This is a genomic window from Variovorax endophyticus (genome assembly GCF_025376855.1).
Lineage (GTDB): Bacteria > Pseudomonadota > Gammaproteobacteria > Burkholderiales > Burkholderiaceae_C > Variovorax.
In genome coordinates, this window is sequence record NZ_JAHUTH010000010.1 from 1 (window position 1) to 11,659 (window position 11,659).

The 11,659-nt window shown below is 71.0% G+C and carries 12 protein-coding genes; 9 read left to right on the top strand and 3 right to left on the bottom strand.

What is annotated here, in order from left to right; translation table 11 throughout:
* Nucleotides 1-136: 136 nt before the first annotated feature.
* Complete coding sequence (gene glgX, locus KV106_RS14720) at nt 137-2,266, bottom strand: glycogen debranching protein GlgX (RefSeq protein WP_261210862.1); 2,130 nt, start codon at nt 2,264-2,266, stop codon at nt 137-139.
* 223 nt (nt 2,267-2,489) lie between these two features.
* On the opposite strand from glgX, the gene KV106_RS14725 reads away from it, so the two are divergent.
* Nucleotides 2,490-2,759: a hypothetical protein gene (locus tag KV106_RS14725; protein WP_057594242.1), complete on the top strand. Its 270-nt coding sequence runs from the start codon at nt 2,490-2,492 to the stop codon at nt 2,757-2,759.
* A gap of 34 nt (nt 2,760-2,793) precedes the next feature.
* Here the strand turns inward: KV106_RS14725 and KV106_RS14730 are convergent, their stop codons facing one another.
* Nucleotides 2,794-3,081: a hypothetical protein gene (locus KV106_RS14730; RefSeq protein WP_057594243.1), complete on the bottom strand. Its 288-nt coding sequence runs from the start codon at nt 3,079-3,081 to the stop codon at nt 2,794-2,796.
* A gap of 204 nt (nt 3,082-3,285) precedes the next feature.
* On the opposite strand from KV106_RS14730, the gene KV106_RS14735 reads away from it, so the two are divergent.
* Genes KV106_RS14735 through KV106_RS14745 form a run of 3 tightly spaced genes read left to right on the top strand, consistent with a single transcriptional unit; the run spans nt 3,286 to nt 6,430 of the window.
* Entirely contained in the window at nt 3,286-3,864 is a 579-nt protein-coding gene (locus KV106_RS14735) for a biotin transporter BioY (protein ID WP_057594244.1), read from the top strand.
* On the top strand, nt 3,864-5,270 hold the full coding sequence (locus KV106_RS14740) for an AMP-binding protein (protein WP_261210863.1): 1,407 nt from the start codon (nt 3,864-3,866) through the stop codon (nt 5,268-5,270). The genes KV106_RS14735 and KV106_RS14740 overlap by 1 nt, the downstream gene beginning before the upstream one ends.
* Nucleotides 5,267-6,430, top strand: coding sequence for a thiolase family protein (locus KV106_RS14745; RefSeq protein ID WP_261211034.1), 1,164 nt, complete (start codon nt 5,267-5,269; stop codon nt 6,428-6,430). Before KV106_RS14740 ends, KV106_RS14745 begins: the two co-directional genes overlap by 4 nt.
* A gap of 10 nt (nt 6,431-6,440) precedes the next feature.
* On the opposite strand, the gene KV106_RS14750 is transcribed toward KV106_RS14745, so the two are convergent.
* Complete coding sequence (locus tag KV106_RS14750; protein ID WP_057594247.1) at nt 6,441-7,160, bottom strand: nitroreductase family protein; 720 nt, start codon at nt 7,158-7,160, stop codon at nt 6,441-6,443.
* Nucleotides 7,161-7,288: 128 nt separating this feature from the next.
* Between KV106_RS14750 and KV106_RS14755 the strand changes: the two genes are divergently transcribed.
* The 5 genes from KV106_RS14755 to KV106_RS14775 all read left to right on the top strand — a co-directional run bounded on the left by KV106_RS14755 (nt 7,289) and on the right by KV106_RS14775 (nt 11,655).
* The gene (locus KV106_RS14755; RefSeq protein ID WP_261210864.1) at nt 7,289-7,732 is read left to right on the top strand and encodes a hypothetical protein; all 444 of its coding nucleotides are present in this window, start codon (nt 7,289-7,291) and stop codon (nt 7,730-7,732) included.
* A gap of 135 nt (nt 7,733-7,867) precedes the next feature.
* Nucleotides 7,868-8,983, top strand: coding sequence for an ABC transporter substrate-binding protein (locus tag KV106_RS14760; protein ID WP_261210865.1), 1,116 nt, complete (start codon nt 7,868-7,870; stop codon nt 8,981-8,983).
* Between the two features lie 11 nt (nt 8,984-8,994).
* On the top strand, nt 8,995-9,807 hold the full coding sequence (locus KV106_RS14765) for an ABC transporter ATP-binding protein (RefSeq protein WP_261210866.1): 813 nt from the start codon (nt 8,995-8,997) through the stop codon (nt 9,805-9,807).
* Nucleotides 9,804-10,637 carry an ABC transporter permease gene (locus KV106_RS14770; RefSeq protein ID WP_409976524.1) on the top strand — a complete coding sequence of 278 codons (834 nt, stop codon included), beginning with the start codon at nt 9,804-9,806 and terminating at the stop codon, nt 10,635-10,637. Before KV106_RS14765 ends, KV106_RS14770 begins: the two co-directional genes overlap by 4 nt.
* Nucleotides 10,630-11,655: a substrate-binding periplasmic protein gene (locus KV106_RS14775; RefSeq protein WP_261210867.1), complete on the top strand. Its 1,026-nt coding sequence runs from the start codon at nt 10,630-10,632 to the stop codon at nt 11,653-11,655. Before KV106_RS14770 ends, KV106_RS14775 begins: the two co-directional genes overlap by 8 nt.
* Nucleotides 11,656-11,659 lie beyond the last annotated feature (4 nt).

Genomic DNA, 11,659 nt, shown 5'->3' on the forward strand with positions numbered 1-11,659 from the left:
TACGGGCCGGAAGTTCAACCGGATGCGATTTTTTTACCGAGGGTTTTCACCGCGCCGCGCGGGCGTGGAAGTGCTATTCGCGCGTCCCCGCGAGGGCGCGCGCGGTCCTTCCTTCCGTCACCGGAATGCCACGGACTCAGCGGCTCGCGAACACGAGCACCGAGCGCCCCGTCGCCAGATAGTCGCCACGCGCCGCGTCATCGCCCACGCCCAATGCCGGGTCGGCACTGTCGAGCACCAGCGTCCACGCGCCGGCCGGCGCGGCCGGCAGCGTGAAAGGCACGGCCTCGTGCCACGCGTTGAACACCAGCAGCACGCTCGCATCGTGCGCCGCCACCGGAATCGCCGACACCGGCGCGCGGCCGTCGAGCAGCAGCGCGAACGAACGCGTCTGCGGGTCGTCCCAATGCGAGGGCTGCATCTCCTCGCCGGACGGCGTGAACCAGGTCGAGTCCTTGGCGCCGATGTCCTCGAACCAGGCGCCGGCCAGGAAGCGGTTGCGCCGCAGCACCGGGAACTCCTTGCGCAGCGCGAGCAGGCGGGCCGCGAACTCGCCGAGCGCGCGCCCCGCTTCACCGCCGGCCGTGGCCCAGTCGACCCACGAGATCTCGTTGTCCTGGCAGTAGGCGTTGTTGTTGCCCTGCTGCGTGCGGCCGAACTCGTCGCCGGCCAGCAGCATCGGCGTGCCCTGCGACAGCAGCAGCGTGGCCAGCAGGTTGCGCTGCTGGCGCGCGCGCAGCGCGAGCACGGCCTCGTCGTCGGTGGGGCCCTCGACGCCGCAGTTCCACGAGCGGTTGTCCGAATGGCCGTCGCGGTTGTCCTCGCCGTTGGCCTCGTTGTGCTTGTCGTTGTAGCTCACGGTGTCGGCGAGGGTGAAGCCGTCGTGCGCGCTGATGAAGTTGACGCTGGCCCAGGGCCGGCGCCCGCGGTGGTTGAAGCGTTCGCCGCTCGCGGTGAGGCATTGCGCGAGCTTGCCGGCCATGCCCTCCTCGCCCTTCCACCAGGCGCGCACGGTGTCGCGGAACTGGTCGTTCCACTCGGCCCAGCCCGGCGGGAAGCCGCCGACCTGGTAGCCGCCGGGGCCGATGTCCCAGGGCTCGGCGATCAGCTTCACGCTAGAGAGCACCGGGTCCTGCCGGCAACTCTTGAGGAAGCCGCCGCCCTCGTCGAAACCGTGCGGCTCGCGCGCGAGGATGGTCGCGAGGTCGAAGCGGAAGCCGTCCACGCGCATCTCGGTCACCCAGTAGCGCAGGCTGTCGGTCACCATCTGCAGCACGCGCGGATGGCTGAGGTTCACGGTGTTGCCGGTGCCGGTGTCGTTGATGTAGTAGCGCGGCGTGTCGGGCAGCAGGCGGTAGTAGCTCGCGTTGTCGATGCCCTTGAACGAGATCGTCGGGCCGAGCTCGTTGCCCTCGGGCGTGTGGTTGTAGACCACGTCGAGGATCACCTCGAGGCCGTGCGCATGGAAGCGGTCGACCATGTGCTTGAACTCGTCGATCTGCGGCCCGTCCATGTAGCGCGGGTCGAGCGCGAAGAAGCCGATGGTGTCGTAGCCCCAGAAGTTGGTCAGGCCCTTCTCGAGCAGCGAGGACTGGTTCAGGAACATCTGCACCGGCAGCAGTTCCACGCTGGTCACGCCGAGCGCGCGGATCGGCGCCAGCACCTCGTCGCGCGCCATGCCCGCGAAGGTGCCGCGGAACTGCTCGGGCACCTGCGGATGCTTCATGGTGAAGCCGCGCACATGGGTCTCGTAGAACACGGTCTCGGGCCAGGGCACGCGCAGTGCGTCGGTCTGCGTCCACTCGAAGCGCGAATCGACCACCACGCACTTGGGCACCAGCGGCGCGCTGTCGCGCTCGTCGAAGCTCAGGTCGCCGTCGGCATGGCCCACGGTGTAGCCGAACAGCTCGGGGCCCCACTTGAGCTCGCCCATGTAGGCCTTGGCATAGGGATCGAGCAGCAGCTTGTGGTGGTTGAAGCGGTGGCCCTTCTCGGGCTCGTAGGGACCGTGCACGCGCAGGCCGTAGCGCGCGCCGGGCTGCAGGCCGGGCACGAAGCCGTGCCAGATCTCGTCGGTGTACTCGGGCAGGGTGACGCAGCCGACCTGCGTGGTGCCGGCCTCGTCGAAGATGCAGACGTCGACCCGCGTGGCATGCGCCGAGAACACGGCGAAGTTGACGCCGTCGCCGTTGAAGGTGGCGCCGAGGGGGTGCGCGGTGCCTTCGAGCACCGTCAGGGGGGTCGGAACGTGAGGGGTGTCGGCCATGGCGTGTGGGTGATCGGGCTGGGGGGTTGCGGGAAGGGACGGCAAAGTCTCCGTGTGCCCCGCGCCCGCGTGCGGCAGCAGTTGGCGCGGCCTCGCGTAGGCGGCGCGCCCGTCATCCGGCCATGCCGGCCGGCGGCTCATAATGCGGCCCGTCGCCGGACCCGGAACCCCGGGGTCCCCGCCCGAGTCCACCACGGCTCCTTTGCAACCGCACGCCTCTCCCATGACCGACAAAGAACGCCTCGACTACCTCCAGGGACAAGTGGCCGCGCTCAAGAGCTTCTGCCTGGCCCTGATGTCCTCGCACCCGAATCCCAGGCTGCTGTTCGACCGGATGGAGCGCTTCGGCAACCAGCAGGCGGGCATCCTGCTGGGCCAGCCCACGTCGGACGCGCTGCTGCAGGGCGCCGATGCGATGCGCGACCAGCTCCTGGCCTATGCCAGGGAGCTGCAGGCGGCGATCGACAAGAAGTCGGAGGCCGACAAGGCCTGACGCCCGCGTTCGGCTGCCGGGGCCGCCCGAGCCGTTATCGCGCGTTGAGGTCGGTCGAGGTCTCGAACTCGATGCCGCCGACGAACTTCTGCAGGAAGTTGTAGATCAGGCAGCCGACGGCCACCGCGCAGTAGGCGAAGACCAGGTACATCACCGGCGCGAGCAGCAGGACCAGGATCGACGGCCCGCTCTTGCCGGCCGGCTGGACCAGCGCGAACAGCAGCGCGAAGGGCACGATGAACACCAGCGAGGTGACCGCCATCATGACGCCGAACACCTTGCCGTTCTGATGCGGCGAGAGCCGCGAGATCTGTTGTTTCATGGGGCGGCGCCTCCTCGCGCCTGAGTCTGAAGTCGGACGGACAGGGTACCAGCGCGGGCCTGGCGGCGACGGTGTTACGCTCTCGGACGCCTCCTGCCCGCCCCCCGTGCAGGCAGTGAAGGCCCAGCCACCCGCGGCCCGTCCGCCACGCAAGGAAGCCAGGGCCACGGCCCGTGGCACGACCTTCCCCGACATCCCATTTCCATGTCCACCTCCACCCCGATCACCTCCTCCCGCACGCTGTCCTACGTCGCGCTCTTCGCCGCGCTGATCGCCGCCCTGGGCGCCGTTCCGCGCATCGACCTGGCCCTGGGCGTGCCGATCACGCTGCAGACGCTCGGCGTGATGCTCGCGGGCTGCCTGCTCGGCCCGCGCCGCGGTTTTCTCGCGGTGGCGCTGCTGCTCGTGGGCGTGGCGCTCGGCCTGCCGCTGCTGTCCGGTGGCCGGGGCGGTCCGGGCGCGTTCGTGACGCCTTCCGCCGGCTTCCTCGTGGGCTGGCTGTTCGGCGCCTTCGTGTGCGGCTGGGTCATGCGGCGCTTCGCCGCCGCGCGCGGACGCGCCCTGTTCGCCGCGGCGCTGGCCGCCTCGTTCATCGGCGGCATCGTCGTGGTCTACCTGTTCGGCATCGCGGGGCTGTCGCTGGTGGCCCACCTGCCGCTGCAGAAGGCAGCGCTCGCGAGCCTGGTCTTCGTACCGGGCGACCTCGTCAAATGCGTGGTCTGCGCGCTGGTGGTGCAGACCGTGGCACGCGGCCTGCCGAGCTGGCGGCTCGATCGCGACTGATGACCGGTCCGGCGCCCGATTTCCGGACCGTCCACGCGCCGCTCGCCTGGTGGGCGCGGCACACGCCCGATGCCCTCGCGCTCGACGATGGCCACACGCGACTGAGTTTCGCCGCGCTCGCGGCCCGCGTCGCGACGGAAGCCGCCGCGCTCGACGCCGCTGCCACGCCGACGGTCGCCTGGGCCAGCGCGAGCGCCTCGCCGGCCGACCAGCTCGCGAGCTTCCTCGCGATCCTCGCGAGCAACCGCGCCGCGGCCGTCGGCGATCCCGACTGGCCCGAGGCCGTGCGGGACAAGGTGCAGGCGCGCATGGCGCGGCACCTGGGCGCGGCCGCCGGCATCGAGGAAGCGCACGCGAACACCCCCTTCTACATCGGCTTCACCTCGGGCAGCACCGGCGTGCCCAAGGGCTTCCGCCGCACGCACGGATCGTGGACCCACAGCTTCGAGATCTGCGTGCAAAGCTTCGGCCCCGCCACCGGCACCACCGTGCTGGTGCCGGGCCGGCTCTCGCATTCGCTGTTCCTGTTCGGCGCGCTGCTGGGCCTGTGGACCGGCGCGGGCATGCGGCTGCAGCGCCAGTTCTCGGCCGCCGCCGCGCTCGAGACGCTGCAGCGCGGCCTCGCGGGCAGCCTGGTCGCCGTGCCCAGCCAGCTGCTGCTGATGCTCGAACATGCGCAGCGCCATGGCCTGGCGCCCGTGACGGGCACGCGCCTCGTGATGGTCAGCGGCGCCCCGTGGCCGCGCGCGCGCACCGCGGCGCTGCGCGCGCTGTTTCCCGAGGCCCGCATCGTCGAGTTCTATGGCGCGTCGGAAACCTCGTTCATCGCCTGGGCCGACAGCGACGAGGCCCTGCCCGACGACGTGGTCGGCCGGCCCTTCGCCAACGTCGAACTCAGGATCGAGCCGCCCTTGCCCGGACTGATCTACGTGCGCAGCCCCATGGTGTTCAGCGACTACGTGACGCTGACCGCCGAGGAAGACGGCACCGCGGTGCTGCGCGACGGCGACTGGCTCTCGGTGCGCGACATGGGCCATGTGGACGAGGAAGGCTTCCTGCACCTGGTCGGCCGGCAGCAACGCATGCTGCTCGTGCAAGGCAAGAACCTGTTCCCCGAGGAAGTCGAGAACGTGCTGGCCGGGCATCCGGCCATCGCGGCCGCGTCGATCCAGGGGCTGCCGCATCCGCTGCGCGGCATGGAGGCTGTGGCCCTGCTGGCGCTGTCGGCACCGCTCTCGCGCGAGGAACTGCAGGCCTGGTGCCGTGACCGGCTCGAGCCCTTCAAGCTGCCCCGGCGCTTCTACCGCGTCGACGCCTGGCCGCGCACGCCGAGCGGCAAGACGGATCACGCGGCCCTTGCGCGGCGACTGGCCGACACATCGGCGGCGCCATGGGAACGGCTGTGAATCCGCCCGTGATCCTCGGCTGGGCCCGCAGCGCGGTGGTGCCGGTCGGCGGTGCGCTCGGCGCGCTGGCGGCGCACGAGATCGGCGCGCCGGTGCTGCGGGCCTTGATGGCGCGCGCCGGCGTTCCGGCGCAGGCGGTCGATGCGGTCGTCGCCGGCAACGCGCTCGGCGCGGGCGGCAATCCCGCGCGCATGGTCGCGCTGGCCGCCGGCCTGCCGGACCACGTCGCCGCGCTGTCGGTCGATACCCAGTGCTGCGCCGGTCTCGATGCCCTGACCCTGGCCGCCGGCCTGCTGGCCAGCGGCAATGCCGCCATCGCGATCGCCGGCGGCGTCGAGGCCTGGAGCCGCGCTCCCATCCGCCAGCATCGCCCGCGCGATGCCGGCGAGGCACCCGTGCCCTACGACCGCCCCGCCTTCGCGCCCGACCCGGCGCGCGATCCCGACCTGCTGCTCGCCGCCGCGCGCCATGCCGCGCTGCATTCGATCGGTCGCGCGCGGCAGGATGAGTTCGCGGCCCAAAGCCATGCGAAGGCGCTCGCATGGCGCGAACGCATGTCGCAGGAGATCGTGCCCATCGGCGATGCCACGCACGACAGCTATGCGCGCGAACTCACGGCCTCGCGCATGGCCCGCATGCCGATCGAGGCCGTCGCCGACACGCTGTCCGACCCGGTCGTTGCGCTAGAGATGGCTGTCAGCCGCCTCGCGATCGCCCCGCGCGCCGACGGCGCCGCCTTCGTGCTGCTCGCCACGCCACAGGCCGCGACCGCGTTGAAGATCGCGCCGCGCTTCCATTGGCTGGGCGGCACCTCGATCGGCGTGGCACCGGAGATGCCGATGCTCGGTGCCTCCACCGCCGCCGAAGCGCTGCTGCGCCGTGCCGGCCTCGATGCGGGCGCGCTGTGGGGCGCGGAGCTGCACGAAGCCTTTGCCGTGCAGGCGCTGTCTTTCATCCAGGCCTTGGGCTTGCAGCCCTCGCGCCTGAACCGCGGCGGCGGCGGCCTGGGCCGCGGGCATCCGATCGGCGCCTCGGGCGCGGTCAGCCTGGTGCGCCTGCTCGCCGACATGGCGCACGATGCCCCATCGGGCGCGCACGGCCTCGCGGCGATTGCCGGCGCGGGTGGCCTGGGCGCGGCGGGGCTGGTGCAGCGGCTCTAGGCTCCAGCCGCTAGCGCATCACGCGGAAGAAGTCGTCGAGCGGCCGCCGCGCGGTCCGCACCGCGTTCTCGGGCGCCCGCGGATCGGCATAGCCCAGCGCCAGGCCGCACACGATGTGGTGCTCATCGCCCAGCCCCAGCGTCGAACGCACCAGGCCCGGATAGGACGCGATCGCGCCGATGGCGCAACTGCCGATGCCCTGCGCGCTCGCAGCCATCATCAGACCGAACAGGCACATGCCCAGGTCCATGTAGCAACCGCTGCCCATGCGCGCATCGATCAGCACCAGCAGCGCCACCGGCGCATCGAAGAAACGGAAGTTGCGCTCGAACTGCGCATCGCGCGCGGCCCGGTCCTCGCGTGCTGCGCCCAGCGCGCCATAGAGCGCCTGTGCCGCCGCGACCTGGCGCCGGCGCAGGCTGTGGGGCATCGGGCGCGGAAAGTAGCTGTAGTCCTCGGCTTCCTGCTCGCCGTTGCGGAATGCGCCCACCAGCGCCGCGCTCAGGCGCGCGCGGGCATCGCCTTCGAGCGAGACGAACTCGCCGGGCTGCAGGTTCGCGCCGCTGGGGGCACGGCGCGCCTGGACCAGGAGCTGCTCGAGGCAGCCCTCGGGCAGGGGCTGGTCGGTAAAGCCACGGGTCGAGCCGCGCTGCTCGAGCAGCGTCTGGAGTGCGAGGGGGTCGGGGGCGGAAGAAACGGCTGCCGGGTCGGCAGCGAGAAGGCTGTGCATGCCGCATTTTCGCAAGCAATCCAGGGCACCTCGGTTCGAGCCGTCGCTGCGACCCTCGGTGCTGGAAATCGATACTTCAACAGCGCGATCCGCGGTGCGAGCACGCCAGCCGGTACAACCGCCCCACCATGAGATATCGCAACGTCGCTCTGCCGCTGGCCATCCTTTCGATCGGCGCCATCGTCGAAACAGCCATCGCCTGTCACTTCAGCGTGGACGCGCGCGGCTGGTGGCCCCTCATCCTTGGCATTTCGCTCCTTCAAGTGGCGGCATACAGCTTCGCGTTCGGTCTGGTGGCTGGTGACAGAAGGCTATCCAGCATCTACATCGTCGTCTTGAACGGACTGTTCGCAGCCACCAGGGTGTATGTCTGCTGTGCCTACTACGCGATCTCCATCGCACGGGCGGCCGCCTACCCGCACCTGATCGAACTCACGCCGCTGCAGCAGGCGATCAGGAGCAACTGGAGCCTCTACCTGATGCCCCTCCCTTTCCTGATCGCTCACCTGGCACTGGCGAGGACGAGGCTCGCCAGTGCCCGCGCGCAACGGCCGCCGCGCGAGGCCGGCTGATCGATCGAGCCCGGAGGCGAAAAGGGGCTTCCCCACTCCCTGCATATCCATGCATGGATTTCTTCGTTGGTCCGGCACCGGCCGCTTCCTAGCATCGGCCATCCCTGTTCAGAGGCAGTTCCGCTGCCGGTCGCCATGTCCATCGAGAAGCTCTCCCCCTCCCGCGAACCCGCAACCGTCGCGCTGCGCGCGCCCTCGCGCCGCGGCCTGCTGCAAACCCTCGTCTCGCTGGGCACGGTGGGCAGCCTCGGCGGGCTCGGCGCGGCCGCGCTCGTGGGCTGCTCGCGCGACGAGGCGAAATCCGCTTCGGCCGACGCGCCGGCCATCGTCAGGAAGACCGGCGACAAGGTCGCGTTCAAGTACCCCGACAACCCCTCGTTCGACCTGATCTACCTGGCCGACCAGCTCGGCTACTTCGAGGGCACGAACACGCGGCCGCAGTACGTGGGCAAGATCGCGGCGCCGCAGATCATTCCGCTCGTGGGCACCGGCGAGATCGATTTCGGCAGCCGCATGGTGCCGCTGGTGATCTCGGCCATCGCCTCGGGCGCCGACCTCAAGGTGGTGGCGGCCGGCGGCAAGACGCTGCAGGAAGCCCCGCACATGAAGTACTTCGTTCGCAAGGACTCGGGCATCCTCAAGCCCAAGGACCTCGAGGGCAAGACCATCGGCTTCAACAGCTTCGGCGCCTGCGCCGAGTTCGTGACCAAGAAGTACCTGCGCCAGCATGGCGTGGACGTGAACAGGATCAACTTCGTGGTGGTGCCCGACGAGCAGGCCGAGCAGACGCTGGTCACGCGCAACACCGACCTCGCGATCATCCACGCGCCCTTCTCGGGCCGCGCCGACCATGCCGACGCGCTGGTGCGGCTGTGGAGCGACTTCGACCTCGACGGCGGCCTCGGCGGCATGGCGCCCTACAGCGCGCACGGCCGCTTCATCCGCGAGCATCCCGAGGCTGTGCGCGACGTGGTGACGGCGCTGGCCAAGGCCGGCAACTGGGTCAATGCGAATCCCGAGGAGGCGCGCAAGCTGGTCGCCAAGCGCATCAACATGGACCTGCGGAACGTGGACCGCTACGCCTACGTCGAGGACCTGGTGGTGACCGAACCGCCGATCGAGTACTACGTCGACATCCTGCAGTCAGAGGGCAAGATCCCGGCCGGCAAGGTGGCGGTGAAGGACGTCTACACCAACGAGTTCAACCCCTACGCGCAGGCGCCCTCGCAGCCCGCCGCGGCGAAGACCTGAGCGGCGCGCGCATGAGCGGCATCAAGATCTCGGCGCGCGACGTGCGCATGGACTACGCGGCGCGCGGCGCGAGCGAGCGCGTGCGCGTACTCGAGGGCTTCGACCTCGACGTGCGCGAGGGCGAGTTCCTCTCTGTGCTCGGCCCCTCGGGCTGCGGCAAGTCGACCTTCCTCGGCATCCTGGCCGGGCTCACCGAGCGCACCGGCGGGCGCATCGCCATCGACGGCCGGCCGGTCGCGGGCGTGCACCGCAACCAGGGCGTGGTGTTCCAGGGCTATGCGCTGTTCCCGTGGCTCACGGTGCTCGACAACATCGCGGTGGGCCTCGAGATCCGCGGCATCGGCAAGGCCGCGCGCCGCCGCACCGCGCACGAGTACCTCGAGCTCGTGGGCCTGCACGGCTTCGGCGAACGCTATCCGCACGAGATCTCGGGAGGCATGAAGCAGCGCGTGGCGATCGCGCGCTCGCTGGCCTACCGACCCGACGTGCTGCTGATGGACGAGCCCTTCGCCGCGCTCGATGCGCAGACGCGCGAGATCCTGCAGGGCGAGCTGCTGCGCATCTGGGAGCAGTACCGCAAGACCATCGTCTTCATCACGCACAGCCTCGAGGAGGCTGTCTACCTGTCCGACCGCGTGGCCGTGATGACGCAGCGGCCCGGCCGCATCAAGGCGATCATCGACATCCCGCTCGCGCGGCCGCGCTCGGCCGAACTGCGCCATTCGAGCGAGTTCGCGGCCCTGCGCCAGCGCGCCTGGGAGGTGCTGAAGGACGAGGTGCAGGTCGGCCTGAAGCCGCGTTCCCTCGAAGGAGTGGTCTCGTGAGCGCCGTGCTCGAAGGCGCGCCTGCCGCGCCCGCACCGCGCCGCACGCTGGCGCGCTTCGCCCGGTTCGCGGGCCGCTTCGCCGAACGCGCCGCCGGCATCGTGCTGTTCCTCGCGTTGTGGGAAGCGCTGTCGCGCCTGGGCATCGTGAGCGATGCCTACCTGAGCCCGCCCTCGGCCGTGCTCGCGAGCATCGGCCAGCTGCTCGACAACGGCCAGCTCTGGAAGCACGTGGCCGCGAGCCTGCAGCGCTCCCTCTGGGGCCTGGTGCTCGCGAGCAGCGCGGGCGTGCTGCTGGGCCTGCTGATCGGCGGCATCCGCCGGCTCGCGGCCATCGTCGACCCGGTGCTGCAGCTGTTCCGCCAGACCTCGGCCTTCGCGCTGTTCCCGGTCTTCATCCTGTTCCTCGGCATCGGCGAGCTGTCGAAGGTGGCGATCATCTTCTGGGCCTCGTTCTGGCCGGTGCTGCTGAGCACCGTGAGCGGCGTGAAGCAGGTCGACCGGCTGCTCGTGAACTCCGCGCTGTCGATGGGCGCCTCGCGCCGCTTCGTCTTCTTCAAGGTGGTGCTGCCGGCCTCGCTGCCCTCGATCTTCACCGGCGTGCGGCTCGCGGGCGCCTACAGCATCACGGCGCTGGTGGCGGCCGAGATGATCGGCGCGCACTCGGGGCTGGGCTTCCTCACGCTCAATTCGCAGGAGACCTTCCAGATCCCGACCATGTACGCCGGCATCCTGCTGCTGGCGGTGCTCGGGCTGCTGCTGAATTACCTGCTGGCGCTGCTCGAGCGCCGGCTGCTGCGCTGGCGGCGCGGGTTGAGCCTCGATGAGTGAGAACCCGCGCCCCCCTTCTTCCTCTGCCTCCTCGGCCGTGGCCGGCCTGCTCGACGGCATCGGCCGCTGGCCCAGTCTGGTCGCGGCCGGGCCGGTGCTCGCGGTGGTCGCCGCGCTGGCCGCCGCGGGCGGTGCCTGGCCGAATGCCGACAACGCGCCGCGCGAGCGTGGCTTGTCGGGCCCCGCGACCTGGCTCGCATGGCTGCCGCCGCTGGCCGTGCCCGCGCTGGCCACGCCGCTGAATCAACTGCCCAAGGGCCCGGTGCTCGCACGCGCGATCGCGCGCGGCGAACTGGTCGTCGGCGTGCGGCGCTATCCGCGCCCTGCCCCGCCCGGCTCGCCCACGCCGCCCGAACCCGATGCCTTCGACGCCACGCTGGCGCGCGAACTCGCCGCCTCGCTCGGCGTGAAGGCCGTGCTGGTCGGCCTCGCGCCCGACGAACGCGACGAGGCGCTGCGCGACGGCCGCGTCGACCTGCTGGTGGCCGGCGTGCCGGCCCAGGGCGCGCGCACCGACGAAGGCGGCGCCGGCATCGACGCCGCGCCCGGCAGCTACGACACCGGCCGCGGCCAGGTCATCGCGCTGCGCCGCGGCCGCGTGCAGGACGAAGAAGCGCTGCGCGGCGCCTCGGTCTGCGTCGGCGAAGGCTCGGGCTATGCGGGCGCGGTGGCGCTGCGCTATGGCGCGCAGCCGCGCAACTATCCCTCGGCCGTGCATGCGGCCTCGGCCTTCATGGCCGGCGAATGCGCGGCGCTGGCCGAAGACGCGCAGGTGCTCGAGCGGCTGATGGGCAACGAGGAATGGCGCTTCTACAAGCCGGTCGCGCAGGACCTGCGCGCACCGGCCGACGCGGCCGTGCGGCTCGCGGCGGGCGACACCGTGTCGCGCGACTACATCGCGGCCGCGCTGCGGCGCTGGCGCGCCGACGGCACGCTCGCGCAGGCGCGGGGGGCGCGTGCGGGGAATCTGCAGTTCGAGATCACGTTGCTGAAGGATGGGTTGGTCTGCCATTCGTGAGTGG